We start from the raw sequence: 20651 nt of genomic DNA on the forward strand, positions 1-20651 counted from the left end.
GATCGTGACTGAGCGGACACGTTCCGACGTCGGGGACCCGGCGGAGACGCTCATGGCCGAGGGCACGGCGGCGTTCGCGGAGTACTGGCGGACGGACCGGCCGGAGGCCCTCGACGCCGCCACCGACGCGCTCCGGCGGGCGGTCGCGGTCACTGTGGACGGTCACCCCGAGCTCGCCGCCCGGCTGACCCTGCTGCGGCTCTGCCTGCAGGCCCGGTTTCAGGAGCACGGCGACCCCGCCGACCTGGCCGCCATGGTCGACACCGCCGCGCGGGCCGTCGCCGCCGCGGACCCGGCGGACCCCGAGCTGCCGCGCATGCTGGCGGCGTTGAGCAGGGCCTCGCTCACCGGCGGCGACGTCGACGGCGCGGTGACCGCCGCGCGGCAGGCGGTGGCGGCCACGCCGCCCGGCCACCGCTACCGGTGGCAGTACCTCGGCGAGCTCGGCGAGGCGCTCTGGCGCCGGTATGGGCGCGACCTCGCCCGCGACGACCTCGACGCCGCCGCCGACGCCTTCCGGTCCGCCGCTGCGGCGAGCGACGCGGACGGTCCGGGCCGGCTCCGGCTGTTGTCGCTGCTGTCCAACGTGCTGCGGACGCGGTTCGTCCAGGCCGGCGACCGGGCCGGCGACCGGGCCGGCGACCGGGCCGGCGACCGGGCCGGCGACCGGGCCGACATCGACGGCGCGGTGCGGGCCGCCCGGTCCGCGGTCGACGGCACCGAGCCGTCCGGTCCGGTGTACGCGGGCAGGCTCTTCAACCTGGCCCTGGCGCTCGGGACGCGGGCGGACCACTGCGACGACCCGGCCGACCTGGACGACGCGATCGACGCGGCCCGGCGCTCGATCGAGGCGACCCCCTCGGACGACCCGGACCTGCCGGAGCGGCTCGCCGCCCTGGAGTTCCTGCGCTCGGTGCGGCCGGCCGCAGGCCTCGACGCGATCGTCGCGGCGGTGGCGAGCGGCGAGGTGCCGCTGGACGAGGCGTGCGACATCGCCCGGCAGCGCGGCGAGGCCGGCGCGTACTCGATCGAGCTGCTGTCGTCGGAGGCCGACGCCGCCTTCCAGCTCGTCGGCGCCGATCCGGTGGCGGCCTGGCGGCTCGGGCGGGTCGCCGCGGCCGCCGTCCGCGGCGCCCACCGGTCCGGCGTGGCGGACCGGCGCGAGTCAGGGTTCGTGCTGCTGCAGGCCGACGCCAACCTGATCGTCGAGGCGCACGCCCTGCTCCAGCGCGGCGGCGACATCCGGCTCTACGCGGCGGCCGGCGACGCCGCACGGGAGGCACTCGACCTCGCCGACGAGCTCGGCCTGCCGCAGGCCCGCGGCGTTGTGCTGCAGCGACGGGGCGCCCTCGTCCTCGACTGCTACGGGCGCGGCCCGGACGGCCTGCACGCCCAGGCGTTTCAGGACTGGGTGGCCGGCGCGTACACCGCCGACCCCGATCCCGGGCTCAAGCTGGCGGTCGCCGAGACGCTCGGCCCCGGGCCGGAGCGGCAGCCGCCGCCGCTGCGCTGGCCCGACCCGGTCGAGGCGCTGACGGCCGCCGCGGACGACCTGCGCGCCGCCTTGCTCCTGGTCACGCCGCAGCGGCGCGGGCCGGTGCTGAAGGCGCTCGGCGAGGCCCTCGACTGGCGGGAGCGGCTGGGCGGCCCGGCCGCCGGACCGGAGGTGGCCGACGTCTGCCGGCGGGCGCTCGCGGCGCTGCCCGCCGACGACGTCCCGCTGCGCCTCGCGGTCGCCGCCACGCTCACCCGCGCCACCGGTGCGGTGGACCCGGCGGTCGCGGACCTGGTCGACCGGCTCGAGACCGGCTGGGACGCGTACACGGTCCGGCCCGTCCACGCGTGGGACGCCGCCACCGCGGCCTCTGCCGTGCTGGAGCGGACCGACCCGGCCCGCGCGCTGCGGCTGCTCGACCGGCAGCGGGACCTGGCCGTCGTCTGGGAGGACGAGGGCCGCCGGACCGCCCACTACATCAGGTCCCTCGCCCTGCTGGCACGGGCCGGCACGCCACCGGCGCTGTGGACGGTGCTCGACTCGCCGGAGCGGCTGCGGGAAGCGCGGGAACAGGTGCTGGCGGACCGGTCGCCCGCCGCGCTGACGCTGCTGGCCGTCGCCGCGGTGCGGCACGACGAGGACGCCACGGGGCTGCGCGCCCTGGCCGCGCTGCGGGCGGCGGCCCCATCGGCGACGGTCGCCCGCGCGGAGGCGTACGGCTTCGTCGAGGGACAGCTGCTGCTCGGTCAGGGGCTCGCCCACGAGCGCGACGGCGACCACCCGGCGGCCGTCATGTGGTTCCTGGCCGCCGCCGACGCCGCGGCCGCCGTGCCCGTGGCCGGCGAGGTCCTGCGGGCCGTCACCTGCGCCACCGACCTGGTGCGCGACGGCCACCCGGTGGACCTGCCCGCCGTCGCGAGGTGGTGCGCGGCGGGAGCGCTGCGCGTGGAGCTGGCGGCGCCCAAGGCCGGACCGGCCGCGATCCAGAGCCTCATCGGGCTCCTGCTGCCGGCCGCGACGCGCGACGAGTTCGACGTCGAGGTGGTGCTGCAGCTGTTGCTGGCGGCCAAGGGGCGACGGACGGCCGCGCAGCTGACCGGCGGCACGACCGGCTGGACGCCCGACCCGCCGCTGCGGGCCATGCTCGCCGAGGAGGTCTCCCGGGCCGCGCTGCTGCCCGCCACCGCGCCGGAGCAGCACATCGACGCCGGGCTGACGCTGACGGCGTACACGAGCGACTACGAGACCTCGGCGACGGACAACCCCGCAGGCGCGCTGGCCAACCTGCGGCGGGCGGCCGAGCGGCAGATCCTCGCCGCGGTCACCCCGCACGGCTCCTCCGGCGCGGCCCCGGCGCTGGGCGACGTCGCCGCAGCCCTTGACGCGCGGACGGCGCTGCTGGTGCTCTACGACGGCGCCCACGACGGGCGATCCGCCATGTACGGGCTGCTGCTCACCCGCGACCGGTGCCACCTGAGCATCACCGTCGGCGACGCGCCGCACCTCGCCGAGCCGGTCATCGCCCTCGGCCACGACGGCCGGCAACGCGTCCACGTGCCGCACCTCGGGTTTCAGGTCGACGCCGTCCGCCGTGCCGTGCAGGAGGAGCCCGCCCCGCGCCCGGTCAGCCGCGACGGTGCCGAGCAGCTCGCTCGGCTCGACGCCTGGGCGCTGCGCGCCGTGCACGACGCCGCCGGCGAGCTGCGCGACGCGGGGATCGCCCGGCTGCTCGTCAACCCGCACGGCGCGCTGCACTTCGCGCCGCTGCACCTGGCCGGCGCCGACGGGGAGCCGCTGGCCGACCGGTTCGCCGTGAGCTACCTGGCCAACCTCGCCCAGCTGTTCCACGTCGCGGGCACCGGGCCTCGCCGCGACGGGGCGGCCGTGTTCGCCCTCGGCTACGAGGACCAGCCGGCGTTGCCGACCCTGGCCTCGTCGGCGGCCGAAGGGTACGCGATCGGGGCCATCCTCGGCGTCGACCCCGTCCTCGACGCCGCCGCGACCCCGGCGGCGGTGCTCGCCGCGCTGCGGGAGCGCCGCTGGGTGCACCTGCGGGCGCACGGCCGGCACGACGCCGACGCGCCCATGTTCCAGACCGTGTTCCTGTCGACCGCGGACGGCGGTGACGGGCGGCTGCTCGCCCACCAGATCGTGCCCCTCGACCTGCGCGGGCTGGAGCTGGTCACGCTCGGCGCCTGCGAGACGTCGCTCGGGCGCATCGACCCCGGCGACAACCTGCGGGGACTGTCGGCGGCGCTGCTGACGGCCGGCGCGCACGCGGTCATCGGCACGCTGTGGGTGGTCGCGGCGGACGCGAGCACGACGTTCTTCACCGCGCTCTACGGCGCGCTGCACGGCGGCGCCACCGTCGCGGACGCGTTCCGCACCGCCCAGCTGGCGACGCGGCGGCACCACCCGGAGTACCGGGACTGGGGCGCCTTCTACCTGACCGGAGGACATCACCCGATGACCGGGCGTGAGGACGACGAATGACCATCGTGGAACTACCCGAGGCGCCGCTGCACGCCGTCCGCCTGGACCCGCACGAGCGACCCGTCCTCGGCCCCGGCGACCCGCCCGCACCGCGGACCGGCCGCCTCGCCGTCGGCCTGCCCGTCGTCCTGCCGCTCACCGTCGACACCGTCGACGAGCAGACCCGGCCGTTCCTGCGGGCCCGCACCGGGTCCACCTTCCATCTGCTCACCATCACGACCAGCTTCACCCACGACGACGGCGAGCCCTTCGAGTCGGCCTGGGTGGATATCAGCCTCCGCCGCGACGGTGGCGCCGCGGGCGAGCCGCCGGTCGCCTGGTCGATGCGGCCGCGCACGGCCGCGGAGCCGGTCCCGGTCAGCCGGAAGGTGACGCTGAGCCCGACCCTGAAGCTCGGCGTCCCCGGCGCCAACCTCGAGGCGGGCGCGGGCGGCGGCACCGAGCGTCAGGTCACCTACACCCGCCAGGACGTCACCCTGGAGGCGCTCAACGAGGGCACCAGCGACCCGCGCTGGGTGTTCTACCGCACCGACGCCCTGCAGATCCGCGGCGTGCACACCCTCTGCCTGGTCGCCGACATCGCCGCCGGCGCCCGCGGCACCGCCTCGATCCAGATCGGCGCGACGATCCGCAGCCGCCGCCTGAAGGTGTTCCGCTACACCGCCGCCGTCACCGACGTGCCGGCGGCGGCGAGCGTCGCCTTCGGCTGAAGGGCCGCGGGCGCGATGCCCGCGGCCCTTCCCGATGGTGCGTCAGAGGTCGGCGGGGCCCGATGCGACCGCCTCGTCGACGGCGCCGGTGCGGCGGGTCGTCGCGTGGGTCTCACCCACTGACACGCGGTCGGCGGCGACGAGCGAGGCGCGGGCCGCGGCCTGGGACTGCTCGCCGGTCACGCCGCCGCGGATGCGGTTGTCGGCGCCGACCCGCGCCGCCGGGGTGTTGCCGCCGAGCTGGAGCTGGCCGCTGATGATGTTGTCCTCGAGCGACACCCCGCCGGTCGTGTTGGTGATGCTGACGTCGCGGCCCCAGTACCCGCCGGACGCGCAGCCGTCGAGGGTGCCGTTCGGGCCGAGCTGGACGCCGCCGAGGTTGCCGGCGAACGTCGCCTTGCCCTTCACGGCGCTGCCGCAGACGACGCTGCCGGTGGAGTTGTTCAGCACCGACAGGGTGCCGTCGACGAACGAGTCGTGCACGTCGGTGTAGTACGCGCCGCTGCTGCTGACGTTGCCGGTGACCTCGGTCAGCTGGTCGAGGCGGGCCTCGCCGACGTTGACGCTGACGCTGCCGTTGACCTTCGTGCCCTCCACGAACAGGAAGCCCTCGACGGTGGCGGTGCCCTTCGGGCGCACCGTCACCGTGCCGCTGCTGCCCTGGCGCAGGTACACGCCGAACCCGCCGGCGGCGAGCACGACCTGGCCGCCGATGCTGGTGCCGGTGGCGTCGAGGTAGCCGTCGGCGGCGATCCGGACCTCGCCGCTGATCGTGCCGCCGGAGACGACCAGGTTGGCGCCGGCCGCCACCTGGACGTTGCCGGTGATCGTCGTGCCCTCCAGGGAGCAGGACTCCCCCGCCGGCACGTAGAGGTCGTTGGGCACGGTCACGGCGCCGCCGGTGCCGACGCAGTACGTGATCAGGCCCGCGTTCGCCTGCGCCGCGGGGGTGGCGAACACCGCGACGAGCGACAAGGCGGCGACCGTGATGACAGAACGACGCATGGAACGGCTCCTCATGAGACGGAAGAACGGGAGGCGGCGCGCACGATCGCGCCCTGGTCCCGGCGGGTGAGCACGCCGCTGGTCACCAGGGGCGCGGTGACGGCGTCGACGTGCCGGACGAAGGCGGCGTGGGACGGGTAGCCCGCGTGCTCGGCGATCAGGTCGTTGACGGTGCAGCCGTCGCCGGTGTCGACGTTGGCGACCCCGGAGTCGACCCCGCCGATGACGACCGTCGGCCGGTCGTCGGAGTTGGGGCAGGCGTCGGTGCCGGGCGGCACGACGGTGAACGTCACGGTCTGCGGGGCCGAGACGTTCGACGCCTGGTCGGTGGCCCGGTAGGCGACGCTGTGCGTGCCGGCGGCGCTGACGACGACCGGAGCGCTGTACGCCGTCCAGGCCCCGCCGTCGAGGGCGTACTCGATCGAGCGGACCCCCGACTGGCTGTCGGTCGCGGTGATCGTGACGGTCGCCGGGCTGGTCCCGGTCACCGTCGCGGTCGCGGTCGGCGGCGTGGTGTCCTCCACCGGCGGCTCGGTGACGGTGAACATCACCATCCCCTCCGGCGAGCGGTTCCCGGCCACGTCCGTGGCGCGGTGGTGCAGCATGTGCGCGCCCGGGGCGGTGACGGTGACCGGCGCCGTGTACGGCACCCAGGCACCGCCGTCCAGCTGCGTCTCCACGGTGGCGACCCCGGATCCGCTGTCGGTGGCGGTGACCGTCACCGTCGCGGACCTGGTGCCGTCGCCGGCGACCACGGCGGTCACGGTCGGCGGCGTGGTGTCCACCGGCCCGGGTTCGGTGACGCTGAACGACACCGACCCGGTCGCCGACGTGTTGCCGGCGACGTCCGTGGCGCGGTATTGCACCGAGTGGTCGCCGACCGCGGTCACCACCACCGGCGCGGTGTACGGCTGGAAGCTCGTGTCGTCGAGCTGGTACTCCACCGACGCCACCCCTGACCCGCTGTCGGTCGCGGTGACCGTGACGGTCTTGGCGAAGGTGCCGGTGACGGTCGCGGTGACCGTCGGTGGGGTGGTGTCCCCGCCGCCGCCGGTGACCACGAGCTCGCCGACCATCAGGCTGTGCCCGGGGATGGAGCAGAAGTAGCGGTACCGGCCGGGCGTCAGCGTGACGGCGACCTCGTGCCGGCCGTTGCTGGCGTCGAACGGGTTGGCGAGGATGTTGACGCTGACGTCGTGGTTGTACCCCTCCGTCGAGGTGTCGAAGGTGAGCGTGTGCGGCATCCCGGTGGTGTTGCCGGTCGCCGCGCTGTTCTCGAACACGATCGTCGCCGGCCCGGCCACCGCCTCGGTGGGCGCCGTCTTGTACCGCGTGATCTCCCCGTCGGTCGTCCAGGTGAGGACCTGGTCGGCGGCACGCGCGGGCGAAGGTCCGACCACGAGCATCGGCAACAGCGCCAGAAGCACGCTCAGAAACACCCGACGCGCCATCACAGCGACCTCACCCGCAGGTTGCGGAACTCCATGACGTCGGTCGTGCCGTGGTTCTGCAGGCCGAGGAAGCCGCTGGTGAACTGCCGCAGATCCGTGGACGGGTCGCCGGCGCGGGAGGACTGTTTGCCGGGCGTGTTGTCGAACTCGTTGATCACCACGCCGTTGCGCGCGATCGTGTAGTGCTGCCCGACGACGCGGACCTCATATTCGTTCCACACACCTTTCGCGGTCGCGCCCCCGGTCGTCGGCACCGGGTCGAAGTTGTAGATGGAGCCGGTCTTCTGCGGTTCGCCGGTGTCGCCGTCGTACAGCTGGATCTCGTGCCCGCAGTAGATGGCGACCCAGGCCTGGGACGTGCGGGCCGAGCCGACGGTCCCGCAGCTGCCCGCCGGCCGCTGCTCCAGGGGTGTCCGCGGGTCGGGGAACCGGGCGAAGACGCCGCTGTTGGCGCGGGCCGTCCCCGGGGCCATGTCCCGGAACTGGAGCTTGAACGAGAAGTCCCCGAATTCGCGGGCGCCGTACCAGAGCATCCCGAGCCCGCCGTCGGTGCGCAGCGTCCCGTCGGCCTGGAGCACGAACTGCCCCGACGGCGCCTGCACCCATCCGCGCAGCGACTCGGGGGTGCCGTCGAAGATCGCGTCATAGCCGGTGTTGCCGGTCCGTCCGATCGGTCCGGCGGCCGCGGTACGGGTGAGCGTCCCCGCCTCCCGCCCGTTGAGCACCCCGGCGGCCACCAGGCGGTCGGCGACCGCGGAGACGTGCCGCACGAAGCCGTCGTGGTCGGCCCAGGTGCTCTCGTCGTCGATGAGGTCGTCGACGGTGCAGTGCCCGCCGGCAGCGCGGTTGGCGACGCCGGTGTCGGTGTCGCCGAGGCGGACCGTGGCGCCGCTGTCCGGCACGGCGCAGTCGACGTCGACGGTGGTGCGCACCTCGACCGTCGCCCCGCCGGCGTACGTGACGGTGAGTTTCGCGGTGTACGAGCCGACCTTCGCAAACGTGTGCCGCGGGTTCGCCTCGGTGGACGTGCCGCCGTCGCCGAAGTCCCAGCGCCACGAGACGCCGCCGGAGCGCAGGCCGTTGAACGCGTAGGTGAGCGGCTTGTTGTGCACCGCCACCGCGCTCGCCGCCGGCACCGGGGTCGCCGGGCCGCCCTGGTACGCCACCCGGATCAGCTTCTGGTTGGGGTGCAGGCTGAAGAAGCCGCCGCCGTAGTCGAGCATGTACAGGGCGCCGTCCGCGCCGAACTTCGCGTCCATCCAGCTCTGCAGCCGGTTGTCGCCACTGCCGGACGGGATGATGGCGCGCAGCGACTCGGCGAAGACCGGCGGCGCCGCCGCGGCCACCCCGGCCGGGTCGACGGTGACCGCGATCCGGTTGCTGGCGTTGGACTCGTCGCCGATGAACCACTTGCCGTCCCAGTACGCCGGCCACGCGACGCCGCTGCTCTGGTTCACCAGTTCACGGTGGTAGCTGGGGCCGGACATGACCGCCTGCCCGCCGCCGCGCAGGTAGGGCTGCGTGTAGGTGGCGTCGGCCGCCACGTACGTCGGGACGCCGCTGCCGTCGGCGCGCAGGGGGAAGACCGGGCCGCCGCCGTCCGGCGAGTACCAGATCATGTTGTTCTTCACCGGCGGCAGGTCGACCAGGCCCGTGTTGCGGGGCGAGGTGTTGCGCGGGTGGGCGCAGTCGTACCAGCCGGTGAGGACGGTCGCGTCGGTGTCGCTGCGGTCGCGGTACGGCTGCCCGTTGCCCATGCAGTACGGCCAGCCGTGGTTGCCCGCCTCGGTGATGATGGTCGCCGTCTCGTACTTGGCCGGGCCGAGCGTCGGGCTCGGCGCCGCCGCGTCCGGGCCGACCCACGCGGCGGTGAGCCAGTTCCGGACCGGGTCCCACTGCAGCCGGGCGATGTTGCGCACGCCCATCACGTAGATCTCGGGACGGGTCTTGTCGGTGCCGGGCGGGAACAGGTTCCCGCCCGGGATCGTGTACGTGCCGCCGGGCTCCGGGTGGATGCGCAGGATCTTGCCGTTGAGGTCGTTGGTGTTGCCGGCGGTGCGCCGCGCGTCCTGGAACGACGTGCCCGCGAACTCGGCGGTCCAGTTGTTGCCGGAGTAGCCGCTGGAGCCCTCGGAGGAGTTGCTGTCGCCGGAGCCGACGTACAGGTTGCCGGCCTCGTCGAACGCCATCCCGCCGCCGGCGTGGCAGCAGCTGTGGATCTGCACCGGCCACTGGATGAGGTCCTTGCGGGTGGCCTGGTCGATGCTCTGCGCCGCCTTGTCGAAGGTGAACCGCGAGATCGTCCGCTGCCCGATCCTGGTCTCCCGGTTGATGGAGGCGTGCGGCATCCAGTACACGTACAGCCAGCCGTTCTGCGCGAAGCCGGGGTCGGCGACGACGCCGAGCAGCCCCTCCTCGTTCTTCACCAGCTCCGAGCCGCTGCCGCGGTTGCCCATGACCGGCAGGGTGGTCAGCAGCTTCACGGTCTTCGCCGCCGGGTCGTACCGGTGGATGGTGCCGCAGCCGAGACCGACATTGGGGTTGGCCCAGTCGACGACCGGCCCGCTCGGGCAGGCCGCCTTGCCGACGTAGAAGATCGACCCGTCCGGGGCGACGGTCAGGCCGTGCGCCTCGCCGATCTGGTCCAGCTGCCCGGTCTGGTTCGCAGCGGTGAGCCGCTCGACGCGGTAGTTGGCGGCGATCGTCGCCTGGCAGTCGCCGCGCTCGACGCCGGTGGTCCAGCGCAGCGCGCCGCCGAGGTGGGCGCGGAAGTCCCGCTCGGCGTAGCTGCCCTCGGTGTGGCCCATGCCCGTGTAGAAGGACCGGCCGCCGTCGTAGTCGCGGCACCACGACACCGGGTGGAATGGGCCGTTGGCGCCGGCACCGGCGACGTGCTTCCACTCCTCGACCTGCGCGACGGTGTGCACGGTGCCGACCGGGTTCGGTTCCCAGTTGTACCAGCGGTCGGAACGGGTCAGCTTCAGCGGCAGCGACGCGGTCGCCGGGTGCTGCCGGTCCAGGACGTCCACCACGCCGGCCTGCACGACCGGCGGCGCGGGCGGCTCGGCGGCACCGGCGAAGAGGCGCAGGTCGGCGAGCTGGATGCTCGGCTCGCCGCTGTTGGCGGTGATGTTCAGCCGGTACCGCGGGTACACCGTGGTGTTGGTGATGTCGAACCGGCGGGTCTGGAACCGCTCGGCGAACGTCTGCCCGGTCCGCCGGTCCAGGTCGACCCAGGTCTGCCCGTCGGTGGAGCCCTGCAGGGTCCAGTCCTTCGGGTCACGGCCGGGGAAGTCGTTGGCCGACGTGAGCGCGTAGCCGTTCACGGCCGTCGGGGTGCTCAGCTGGTACGCCACCCAGCCGGTCGTGGCGAACGTCAGCCACTTGGTGCCGGAGTTGCCGTCGGTGAGCTTCTCCTTCGTCTCGTTCGGCGGGTTCTCGGCGCTGGCGGTCACGGCGCTGACGGGCAGCGCGTTGGGGATCGCCCCGACCGGGCGGGTGCCGATGAGCCCCGTGAACCAGGTCGAGTCCGGCTGGGCCTTGGCGGCGTCGCCGATGCCGAGGAATCCGTTGCCGGCCTTGACGTAGGCCTGCAGGGCGGTCTCCTGGTCGCGGCTGAGCACCGCGCCGGCGGCGGAGAGGAAGACGACGCCGCGGTACTTGGCGAGGTTGTCCGCGGTGAAGACGGCCGGGTTCTCCGACTCGGTCACCTCGATGCCGCTGTCGGCTCCTACCTCGGTGATCTCTTCGGCGGCGCGGGCGACCGGGTCCAGCTGCTCGGTGGCGGGGCCGTGGAACAGCAGGACCTTCGGCTGTTCGGCGAGCGGCGCGGCTTCTGCTTGGGCGTTGAAGGTCGGTTGGGCGGTGTTCAGGAGGGTCAGCGCGACGGTGGCGGCGACCGTGCGCCGCCATTGGGTGAACCTCATCAGGCTCCTTCGTCGGTGGGTCGTCAGCCGCCGTGCACGTGGCCGTGCGGCTGGGCTGCCGCTGCGGCGGCGGGGTCGTGCGCGTGGCCGTGGAAACGGTCGATGGCCTCCTGGGCGCCGGGCGGCATGCTGCCGTCGGCGTTGCGCACCAGGAACAGGCCGGCCATGCCGGTGTCGGAGTGGGCCTGGACGTGGCAGTGGTACATCCACGCGCCCGGCCCGACGCCCTCCCCGGCGAGCACCTGGAACCCGAACGAGCTGCCCGGGTTGAGGTCCTTGTTGTCGATGACGAGGCTCGGGTCGGCGGGTCCCTCGAGCATCCCGGTCCGGTTGTCCGCCCACCGGTGGGCGTGCAGGTGGAACGTGTGGAAGAGGCTGCCGTGGCCGATGGCGGTCCACTCGACCCGCTGCCCGAGGTTCGCCTCGAACATCGGCGTGTCCGGCGCCACCTTGTTGTTGATCTGCATGTCGTTGAACACGACGGTGAACTGCTTGTCGGGCAGGATGTCGCCGCGGCGGCGGACGGTCAGCGCGCCGTACAGCCCTCGCGCCACGCCGCCGGTGCCGTGGTCGGTGCCCATCGCGTGGTCGTGGTAGTGCCAGTAGCCGGCGCTGCCGGGCATGAACCGCCGCCCCGCCGCGGCCGTCATCTCGTGCGAGCGCCAGGTGTAGGTCCTGGTCTCGCCGGGGTTGTTGAACGAGGCGTGCAGCGGGCTGCCGTCGGACTCGGTGCTGTAGTCGACGCCGTGCGGGTGGATCGACAGCCGCTGGTTCGTCGTGTTGACCAGGGTGACCTCGAGCGTGTCGCCCTCGTACATCTCCAGCGTCGGCCCCGGGACGGTGGCCTGTCCGGGGGCGAGCCCGTAGCCGTACAGGTTGCCCGGCAGCGCCTCGGCGTAGATCGTCACCTTGCGGGTCGCCCCCACGGCCAGCGCGGGTAAGCCCTGCTGCGGGGAACGGGCGAGCGCGGGCGTCAGCGCGGTGCCGAGCCCGGCCGCCGACGCCGCCAGAGCACCTCCCACCAGCATCGATCTGCGCGACGTACGTCGACGGAACATCCATCCCCCTCCGCTCTCTCGCGAGGGGGTGTGCGCACACCGGGCACGGTCAACCACCACCCCGGCATCCCCGTCACGAGCCACCAATCGACTTCTGTCGATTCGCTGCCAACTTATGTACGGGGCGAGCAAAAGTAAAGACTTGTATCTATAAAGAAGGCACTCTATGAACAGAAGTCACTGTAGTGCACGAACCGGACACCTGGATATGTAAAATCTTGTCCTAGCCAGCAGCCGGCGGACCCCGGCAACCCGGTCGACACCTGCGCGGAATCCGGGCGGCAGGTCGGGCGCGCCGGGCTACCGGACTCGAACCGGCTCATACCTTGCGGTAGTCAGCAGCAGGTGCTGGTAACGGACTTTCCCATCCGCCTTTGCCCGGCGCGCTCGCCAACCTTACTGCTGGCCGCCGATCGGCCACTTCAGGCAGCCGGCGACAGCCACGCTCCGGAGTGCGGCCGCCAGCCGGTCGCGGGCGTCGGTCTGGGCGGCGATCCGCTCGTTGAGGACCGCCAACCGGTCGTGCGCGACGCGCAGGCCCGTGGGCGAGGGCGGCGCGGCGGCGACATCGCCGTCCAGGCATGGCAGGAACACGCGCACGTCGTCCAGGGTGAGCCCGGCGGCCAGCAGATAGCGGATGTTGCGGACCCGCACCGCGGCCCGTTCGTCGTACACGCGGTAACCGTTGGAGGCGCGCTCGGAGGAGATCAGTCCGGCCTGCTCGTAGTGCCGCAGCGCACGAGCGGTCGTCCCGGTCGCTTCGGCCAGCTCACCGATCCGCACCATCCCCACCTCCGTGGCCACTCTTATCACGCCACGACCGCTCCGCCGTCGACCGGGAGCACCACGCCGGTGACGAACGAGGCGGCCGGTGCGGCCAGTTGGGTGATCGCCCAGGCCACCTCCTCCGGGCGGCCGATCCGGCCCAGCGGGGTGTGTGCCAGTTGCCATTCCCGGACTGCGGCCATCCGCTGGGGCGTCAGGCCCTGGTGCTCGCCGATGGGGGTGTCGATCGCGCCGGGGGCGACCGCCACCACCCGGACCCCGCGGGGTGCCAGCTCGACCGCCCAGCTGCGGGTCAGGAGCTCCAGGGCGGCCTTGGTCGCGGCGTACACCGAGTTGCCGGGCCAGGCCCGCTGCCCCACCGACGTGCTGACGTTGACCACCACCCCGCCGGAGGCCTCCAGCAGCGGCAGTGCGGCCTGGGTCACCAGGATCGGCGCGACGAGGTTGGTGGCGACCTGCGCCGCGATCTGCTGCGGGGTCAACCTGCCGAGGACGCCGCCGTGGACGATGCCGGCGTTGTTGACCAGCACGTCGAGCCGGCCGAACAGCTCCGTCACCGACCGGGCGATCCGCTCGGGCCCGTCCTCGGCGGTGATGTCGGCGGGCAGCGGTGTGATCCGGCCGTGCCCGGCGGCGGTCTGCCTGAGCGGTTCGCCTCGCCGGCCGATCGCCACCACGTGGGCGCCCTCGACGGCGAAGGCGCGGGCGGCGGCCCGCCCGATGCCGGTGCCGGCCCCGGTGACGGCGACGACCCTGGCGCTCTGCGATGCGGTGGTGTCCATGGCGGTCATCGTGCAACCCTGCCGCCTACGGCAAGGTCAACGCCGCTGCGGCGAGCGGCGCCCGGTGCCCGCTCGTGCGGACTCCGCGGGCACCAGACGAGTGCGATACTGCCGCTCGTGGAGCAGACCGACGCAGCGCACGTCGCCGTCGAGGTGATCGACGGGCGCACCTACCTGAACGGCAGGTTCGCGACCCTGGTCAGGATCGGCCTGCAACCCGTCGACGTCCGCTGACCGGCGATGCGGAGGATGCTCGCCGTCCTCGCCGAACCCGGATGACCTGGTTGGCACGGACGGACAGGACTGGCATGATCATGCGGCCTGGACGGCGACGGCTGAGCGGTGCGGTTGGCGGAGGTGGTGCATCGTGAAGTTCTTCAAGCGGCAGCCGTCGACTCCCGTCGGGCGGCTCATGGCCGCCGCACGGTTGCCCACCGCGGGTGGCGACATCGCGGTGCAGGACGTCGTCATGGACGTGCTGCGACGCGGCAGCGGGCGGATGGCAGGCGGTCGCCGCGGCCGACGCGATCCAGGACGCCTACTGGCAGGCACACGCCATCGCGGGCCTCGCATGGCACCTACCACCCGACGAACGCACCCGCGCCGTCGCCGCACTGACCATCGCCACGCCCGACCCCTGAGGCATCCCCGACACGCTCATGATGGCGGCGGCCGATCGATGACATCCACCCGAAGGGTCTCGACGGAGAACCCCAGAACGGGATGCTCGGCCGGGCTGCCACCCTCGGCGTCCATGGACGGCGTGGATCACCCGCTTTCGCGGCATGCCGTTGTCTTGGCGGGGCATGCCGTCGAGGTAGCGCACAGTTGGCCTGGGGGTCTCATGTCGCAGTTGCTTGTCACGTCGTACGGCGATCCGCGCCGGTCCGTGTCGCTGGAGCGCACGGACCACCCGGCGCTGGGGACCGACGACGTCCTGGTCGAGATGGAGGCCGCACCGGTCAATCCGTCCGACCTGCTGCTCGTCCGTGGTGACTACGGGATGCGGCCGTCGCTACCGAGCCCGCTCGGCGGCGAGGGAGTGGGTCGGGTGATCGACGCCGGCGGGGGCGCGGGCCAGCACCTGGTTGGGCGGAAGGTGGTCATTCTGCCCAACTACGAGCAGGGCACCTGGGCGGACCAGGTGACCACGGGGTACCGCAACGTCGTGCCGATCCGGGAGGACGGCGACCCGCTGCAACTCGCCATGCTGCCGATCAACCCGGCGACCGCGTACCTGCTGCTGCACAAGTTCGCCACGCTGGCTCCCGGCGACTGGGTCGGCCTCAACGCCGCCAACTCCGCTGTCGGGCTGTGCGTCATCGCCCTCGCCCGGCTGCGGGGCTTCAAGACGCTCAACATCGTGCGGCGCGAGGCCGCCGCCGAGACGGTGCGTGACGCCGGCGGCGACCGGGTGATCGTCGCCGGTGACGACCTGCCCGCGCAGATCGCGGACGCACTGGACGGCGCGGAGCTCGGTCTCGCCCTGGACGCCACGGCCGGCCGAACCGTCGCCGACCTCGCCGCGGCGCTGAGGTTCGGCGGTACGATCGTCAGCTACGCCTACGCGACCGACGCGCCCCCAGCCGTCCGCGCCCACGACCTCATCTTCAACGAGGTGACGCACACCGGGTTCTGGCTGCTCAACTGGCTGCGCCACGCTCCACGCACCGAGATCGAGCAGACCTACCGGGCACTCAACGACCTCGTCGCCGACGGCGACCTGACCGTCCCGGTCGACGCGACCTACCGCCTGGACGAGTACCACGAGGCGATCGAACACGCGATGACACCGGGACGCAGCGGAAAGGTCCTGTTCACGTTCGCCTGAAGTGTCTCGGAGGTGAACCGCCCGCGGTCAGCTGTCCAGCTCGTTGGTGGCGCCCCTGCTACTGCACGGCCGTCCCAGCCCGCAGCGCGCGAGTCCACCGGCTACGGCCCGAGGCGGTGGCGCCGGTAGCTCGGCCCTGGAGGATGGTGTTCGAGCCCGTTCTCGTCGAGCGCGTTGAAGATGACCGAACAGGCCAGCCCGAAGTCGAGTCCGACAGCGATGCTGCCGTCGGCCATGTCACCGCCGGTCCATTCGAGAAGCTCGAGTCCGGCAAGGCGCGCACCGTGCGCCGCGACGATGCCGTCACGACCGTTGTACCAGCGCGGCCGGTAGTCCTGGATATCGAAACGGAACATGATCCGATTCTGCCCGTGCCCTGAGCGGCGCATCCGAATGGTCAGGTCGACGCTGCGGGCGCCTTCGGTTTCGGCGAGGCGGAGGGCTTCGCGGATGAGTGCGGCGCCGGCGCCGTGGCCTCGGGCGGACTCGTCGACGACGACGTCCTCGATCCTGGCGCGCAGGCCGGTCGGGACGGGGAAGGTGACGAGCGTCAGCACGCCGACGTTCCTGCCGACGGTCGCCCGATCCAGCTCACCCGCCAGACGGCGACCGCATCACCCCGGTGACGTCGATGGAGCCGCGGCTTTCAGGAGCTGTGGCCTTCGGATCCGTCGATGGCGGCCTCCCAGCCGCCGACGAGTCCGATCAGGAGCGAGTCGTCCACACGACCGTCCTCGACCGATCCGACCAGCTCCGGGCCGAAGTAGACATCGAACGACACGTCGTGCCGCTCCGAGATCCGGCCGACTTCGCCCATCACCTCGTTCACTTCTTCCAGGTGGGCCCGGCGCACCTGGCCGTCCAGTTCCTCGCCCCACGGCGGCAGGGTGGAGTGGACGTACAGCGCCAATCCAGAAATGCGGGCGCCGACTACTCCTCCCGGCTCGTCGCAGAATTCAGGCGGTCCGAGAAGCCAAGACCGGCGGCCGGCGAGCTCGTCCGCCGACGAACGCAGCGCGGCCTTGACCGCATCGGATGCCTCTCCTTCGACCACGACAACCAGGCTGTCGATCGGATGCTCTTCCCGCACGGTGACGCCTCCGCTGGCCGCACATGCCCGGTCCACCCGGGTTGGTTCGAACGACGCCCGCTGCTGGTGGTGTCGCCATTGTGCACGAGGACGGTACCTGTCGGGGCTTCGGCGGCGGGTAGCGTCCTCAGCGGGCGGCGGTCTTCGCCTGGTACATGGCGGTGTCGGCGGCGGAGAGGATCTCGTCGGCGGTGGCGCGGTCGCCGCACGGGGTGCAGCCGATGCTGACGCCGATCCGCACGAGCTGGCCGGCGACCGTGTAGGGCGCGGCGATCGACGCCCGGAGGCGGTCGGCGATGCTGTCCAGTCGCTCCGCCTCCGCCAGGAACACCACGAACTCGTCGCCGCCGAAGCGGGCGGCCTTGTCCCCGGTGCGCAGCGACCGGCGGATGCGCTCCGCCACGTAGACGAGCAGCTCGTCGCCGGCGGCGGGCACCTGCTGGACGTACTCCTGCACGGCGCGGGCCACGATCCGCAGGCCTTCCGGCTGGGCCTGCAGGGCGTAGAGCGCGAGCAGCGCGGCGGTCGCGCCGGCGTGGTCCGGGGGTCGCCCGGCGGCCGCCGCGCCGGCCAGGTCGACGACCGAGTCGACGGCCTTGGCGAGGACGGTGAGGTGTTCGCCCGTCCGTACGGCACCCGGCGGCAGCAGCGCGGCGAGGCGCTCGGTGAGCCGGGCCGGGCCGGGATCCGCGACCGGCGGGGGCAGCCGCAGGACCGAGTCGGAGCAGCCGCAGGACCCGCGGGGCACGAACGCGGTCGGCACCCGCTGCGCGCCCGGCGGCAGCGGCGCCCCGGCGACGGCGCGCAGCAGCAGGTCCACCGCGCGGGCCGCCATCACGGTCAGCGGCTGGCGGACGCTGGCGAGGCTCGGGTTGAGATACGCGGCGACCTCGATGTCGTCGAAGCCGGTGATCGCGAGGTCCTCGGGGCAGGCGAACCCGGCGGCGGTCAGCGCGGTCAGCAGCCCCGTCGCGTTGCGGTCGGTGGCCGCCACGATCGCGGTCGCGGTGTTGCGCAGGGCCCGCGGGTCGACCCCGGCGACGCCGCTCTCGAGGTTGTCGGTGGCGGGCAGGAACAGCGCGGGGTCGGGCTCGATGCCGTGGGCGAGCAGGGTCCCGGTGTAGGCGTGGTGCCGTTCGGCGATGTCGGAGGCGGCGACGTACCCCGTGAACGCGATCCTGCGGTGCCCGTGCTCGATGAGATGCGTGACGGCGTCGCGGACGCCGGCGCCGTTGTCGGCGACGACGGCGGTCAGGTCGGGTCGGCCGGCGCGGTGCCCGAGGAGCACCACGGGCTTCCCGGCGGCGTGGAGCCGGTCGAGGTAGTCGCCGGTGACGGCGTCGGCGAGGACCACGAATCCGGCGATGTGGTCCCAGGCGACCGGCGCGGTGAACGTCGGCGTGCCCCCGTTGACGGCGATGTCCGCGGCGGAGTCGAGGGTCTGCACGGCGACGGTTCGGCTGCCGGCCGCGGCGGCGGCCGCGCTGATCCCGGCGAGGATCGTGCCGTAGTAGGCGCCGCCGACGAACGGCGACAGCACACCGATCACCGCACCGTCGCCCGCGCCCATACCAGCCACCTCCGCCCTCCGTATCGGCAACCGTGGCGGCGGTATTCGTCGAACCGGGCGGGAACACCGGATCTGGGACCGGTTGCGGTACCGGTTGCGCCGCGGACCCATCCGCTCCGCGACCAGCGTAGAGAGCGCTCTCCCACGCGAAGCGCAGCCGCACTACAGGTGCTTCTGTTAAGACTCTGAACAGCAGAAACAGTCATTGACACCAGGATCGCACGCTCGCTACAAAGCTTGAGAGCGCTCTCACGAGACACCCCACGCTCTTGGAGGTTTCCGCCAATGCCCCCTGCTGTTCGCCCCTTGGCCCTCGCGGCCGCCCTGGTGGCGACCGCCGCCGTCACCGTCAACGCCTACGCCGCCGTCCCGTCGACCCCGTCCGGCTGGACGTTGCAGTGGAGCGACGACTTCACCGGCTCGGCCGGCACCCTGCCGTCGTCGACGAACTGGCTCTTCACCACCGGCACCCAGTACGCGGGCGGGCCCGCCAACTTCGGTACCGGCGAGATCCAGAGCTACACCACCAGCACGCAGAACGTCGCCCTCGACGGCTCCGGAAACCTGAGGATCACCCCGATCAGGTCCGGCTCCGGGCAGTGGACGTCCGCCCGCATCGAGACGCGCCGCACGAACTTCAAACCGCCGTCGGGCGGTGTCATGCGCATCGAGGGCCGCCTGCAGATGCCGAACGTCTCCGGTGCCGCCGCCGCGGGCTACTGGCCGGCGTTCTGGGCCCTCGGCTCGCCGTACCGGGGCAACTACTGGAACTGGCCGGGCATCGGCGAGCTGGACATCATGGAGAACGTCAACGGCGTCAACCAGGTCTGGGGCACGCTGCACTTGCGGCGTCAACCCGGGCGGCCCCTGCAACGAGACCACCGGCCTCGGCGGGACCCGGACCTGCCCGGCCAGCGCCTGCCAGGGCAACTTCCACACGTACGCGATCGAGTGGGACGCGAGCGTCAGCCCGCAGGTGCTGCGCTGGTACGTCGACGGCGTCCAGTTCTTCTCCGTGAACCAGAACCAGGTCGGCTCGTACTGGTCGGGCATGACCAGCCACGAGGGCTACTTCATCCTGCTCAACGTCGCGATGGGCGGCTCGTTCCCCAACGGCGTCGCCGGCTACTCCACCCCCACCGGCAGCACCGCGTCCGGCGTGCCGATGCTCGTGGACTACGTCGCCGTGTACACCAAGGGCGGCGGCTCGACCCCGACCCCGACCCCGACCGCCACCCCGACCCCGACCGCGACCCAGACCGGCGGCGGCCGCAGCGCCTACAGCACCATCCAGGCCGAGTCCTACAACGCGCAGTCCGGCGTCGTGCCCGGCAGCGACCAGATCGGGTACCTCGCCAACGGTGACTGGGCCCGCTACGACAACGTGGACTTCGGCACCACCACGCCGAAGGACTTCCTCGCCCGCGTCTCCTCCGGCGCCGCCGGCGGCGGCAGCGGCACCGTCGAGGTCCGCCTCGACAACGTCGGCAACGCGCCGGTCGCGAGCTTCGCCGTCGCCAACACCGGCGGCTGGAGCAGCTTCCGCGAGATCCCGGGCAACCTGACGTCGCAGGTCACCGGCCGGCACACGGTGTTCCTGCGCTTCAGCAGCGGCCAGCCGGCCGACTTCGTCAACGTCGACTGGTTCGTCTTCCGCAGGTAGTACCCCATGAGCGCCGGTGGTCACAGTGGATGCGGCCCGCTGTGACCACCGGCTTCCACGTCCGCGCCGCGCCCCGTGCCAGGATTGGCGCATGCGACTGCACGCGACGCTCCGCGCGACCCTGGCCGCCGCCGCGGCGACGCTCCTCATCCTGCTGCCGCCGGCCCCGGCGTGGGCTCACACGACGCTCACCAAGAGTGACCCGGCCGCGGGTGCCACGGTCAGCACGCCGGTCGCCGCGGTGACGCTGACGTTCACGGAGATGGTGAAGCAGCAGGCGAGCACCGTCGAGGTGACCGGTGCCGACGGCGTCTCGTACAGCGAGGGCACCCCCAGATCGGTGAACAAGACCCTCACGCAGGCGGTCCGGCCGCTGCCGCCGGGTCCGGTGACGGTCGTGTGGCGCACGGCCGCCGGCGACGGACACCCCTTGGAGGGCAGGTTCACGTTCACCAACGCCGCGCCGGCCCCGACGAGCGCGGCGCCGTCGCCCTCGCCCTCGCCGTCCGCCGCTCCTTCCAGTGCGGCACCGTCGCCGGCCGCCGCCGAGCCGGCCGCCAAGGACGACGACGGCGGCGGCAACGCCGGGCTGCTGTGGGCGGCGCTGGGCGCGGCCGCGGTGGTCGCCGCCGGTGTCGCGGTCTGGCAGCGGCGGCGCCGCATCAAGTGACCCTCGCCGGGACGCGGGCGGGCCGTTAGGCTTACGCCCGTCCGCATCTCCGGCTCGGCGGCCGGGGCGGGCTACCGGTGTGCGGCGCTCCGGGCCCTGCCCTGTCGTGCTCCCGTGAGGA

General features: G+C 73.1%; 14 protein-coding genes and 1 pseudogene. 6 read left to right on the forward strand and 9 right to left on the reverse strand.

Going from position 1 to position 20651, the window contains the following annotated elements:
• Nucleotides 1-4: 4 nt before the first annotated feature.
• Entirely contained in the window at nucleotides 5-3988 is a 3984-nt protein-coding gene (locus ABZ321_RS44520; protein WP_354901956.1) for a CHAT domain-containing protein, read from the forward strand.
• Complete coding sequence (locus tag ABZ321_RS44525; RefSeq protein WP_354901958.1) at nucleotides 3985-4698, forward strand: hypothetical protein; 714 nt, start codon at nucleotides 3985-3987, stop codon at nucleotides 4696-4698. Before ABZ321_RS44520 ends, ABZ321_RS44525 begins: the two co-directional genes overlap by 4 nt.
• Before the next feature lie 42 nt (nucleotides 4699-4740).
• Here ABZ321_RS44525 and ABZ321_RS44530 read toward each other — a convergent pair whose 3' ends face one another.
• The 6 genes from ABZ321_RS44530 to ABZ321_RS44555 form a co-directional block, all read right to left on the reverse strand.
• Nucleotides 4741-5703, reverse strand: coding sequence for a hypothetical protein (locus ABZ321_RS44530; protein WP_344506791.1), 963 nt, complete (start codon nucleotides 5701-5703; stop codon nucleotides 4741-4743).
• Between the two features lie 11 nt (nucleotides 5704-5714).
• Nucleotides 5715-7154 (reverse strand): plastocyanin/azurin family copper-binding protein, encoded by a 1440-nt coding sequence (locus tag ABZ321_RS44535; RefSeq protein WP_354901960.1) that lies wholly within the window; start codon nucleotides 7152-7154, stop codon nucleotides 5715-5717.
• Nucleotides 7154-11080: a ThuA domain-containing protein gene (locus ABZ321_RS44540; RefSeq protein WP_354901962.1), complete on the reverse strand. Its 3927-nt coding sequence runs from the start codon at nucleotides 11078-11080 to the stop codon at nucleotides 7154-7156. Before ABZ321_RS44540 ends, ABZ321_RS44535 begins: the two co-directional genes overlap by 1 nt.
• Nucleotides 11081-11103: 23 nt before the next feature.
• Complete coding sequence (locus tag ABZ321_RS44545; protein WP_354902023.1) at nucleotides 11104-12108, reverse strand: multicopper oxidase domain-containing protein; 1005 nt, start codon at nucleotides 12106-12108, stop codon at nucleotides 11104-11106.
• Nucleotides 12109-12534: 426 nt separating this feature from the next.
• Nucleotides 12535-12924 carry a MerR family transcriptional regulator gene (locus ABZ321_RS44550; protein ID WP_344506799.1) on the reverse strand — a complete coding sequence of 130 codons (390 nt, stop codon included), beginning with the start codon at nucleotides 12922-12924 and terminating at the stop codon, nucleotides 12535-12537.
• Between the two features lie 23 nt (nucleotides 12925-12947).
• Nucleotides 12948-13706: an SDR family oxidoreductase gene (locus ABZ321_RS44555; RefSeq protein ID WP_354901963.1), complete on the reverse strand. Its 759-nt coding sequence runs from the start codon at nucleotides 13704-13706 to the stop codon at nucleotides 12948-12950.
• A 440-nt stretch (nucleotides 13707-14146) separates the two neighbouring features.
• Between ABZ321_RS44555 and ABZ321_RS44560 the strand changes: the two genes are divergently transcribed.
• Nucleotides 14147-14347, forward strand: coding sequence for a hypothetical protein (locus ABZ321_RS44560; RefSeq protein ID WP_344506803.1), 201 nt, complete (start codon nucleotides 14147-14149; stop codon nucleotides 14345-14347).
• 203 nt (nucleotides 14348-14550) lie between these two features.
• A complete protein-coding gene (locus tag ABZ321_RS44565) occupies nucleotides 14551-15537 on the forward strand; it encodes a zinc-dependent alcohol dehydrogenase family protein (protein WP_354901965.1) in 987 nt (328 codons plus the stop codon).
• Between the two features lie 101 nt (nucleotides 15538-15638).
• Here the strand turns inward: ABZ321_RS44565 and ABZ321_RS44570 are convergent, their stop codons facing one another.
• The 3 genes from ABZ321_RS44570 to ABZ321_RS44580 all read right to left on the reverse strand — a co-directional run bounded on the left by ABZ321_RS44570 (nucleotide 15639) and on the right by ABZ321_RS44580 (nucleotide 18197).
• On the reverse strand, nucleotides 15639-16139 hold the full coding sequence (locus tag ABZ321_RS44570) for a GNAT family N-acetyltransferase (RefSeq protein ID WP_354902025.1): 501 nt from the start codon (nucleotides 16137-16139) through the stop codon (nucleotides 15639-15641).
• A gap of 44 nt (nucleotides 16140-16183) precedes the next feature.
• Nucleotides 16184-16627 carry a hypothetical protein gene (locus ABZ321_RS44575; RefSeq protein WP_354901968.1) on the reverse strand — a complete coding sequence of 148 codons (444 nt, stop codon included), beginning with the start codon at nucleotides 16625-16627 and terminating at the stop codon, nucleotides 16184-16186.
• A 127-nt stretch (nucleotides 16628-16754) separates the two neighbouring features.
• Nucleotides 16755-18197: a GGDEF domain-containing protein gene (locus ABZ321_RS44580; protein WP_354901970.1), complete on the reverse strand. Its 1443-nt coding sequence runs from the start codon at nucleotides 18195-18197 to the stop codon at nucleotides 16755-16757.
• A 285-nt stretch (nucleotides 18198-18482) separates the two neighbouring features.
• Here ABZ321_RS44580 and ABZ321_RS44585 point away from each other — a divergent pair.
• Together ABZ321_RS44585 and ABZ321_RS44590 are read left to right on the forward strand one after the other, a co-directional pair.
• Nucleotides 18483-19860 (forward strand): annotated as a pseudogene (locus ABZ321_RS44585) (glycoside hydrolase family 16 protein).
• 91 nt (nucleotides 19861-19951) lie between these two features.
• Nucleotides 19952-20530 carry a copper resistance CopC family protein gene (locus ABZ321_RS44590; RefSeq protein WP_354901973.1) on the forward strand — a complete coding sequence of 193 codons (579 nt, stop codon included), beginning with the start codon at nucleotides 19952-19954 and terminating at the stop codon, nucleotides 20528-20530.
• The last annotated feature ends 121 nt before the right edge of the window (nucleotides 20531-20651 follow it).

This window comes from Dactylosporangium sp. NPDC006015, assembly GCF_040614215.1.
GTDB lineage: Bacteria > Actinomycetota > Actinomycetes > Mycobacteriales > Micromonosporaceae > Dactylosporangium > Dactylosporangium maewongense.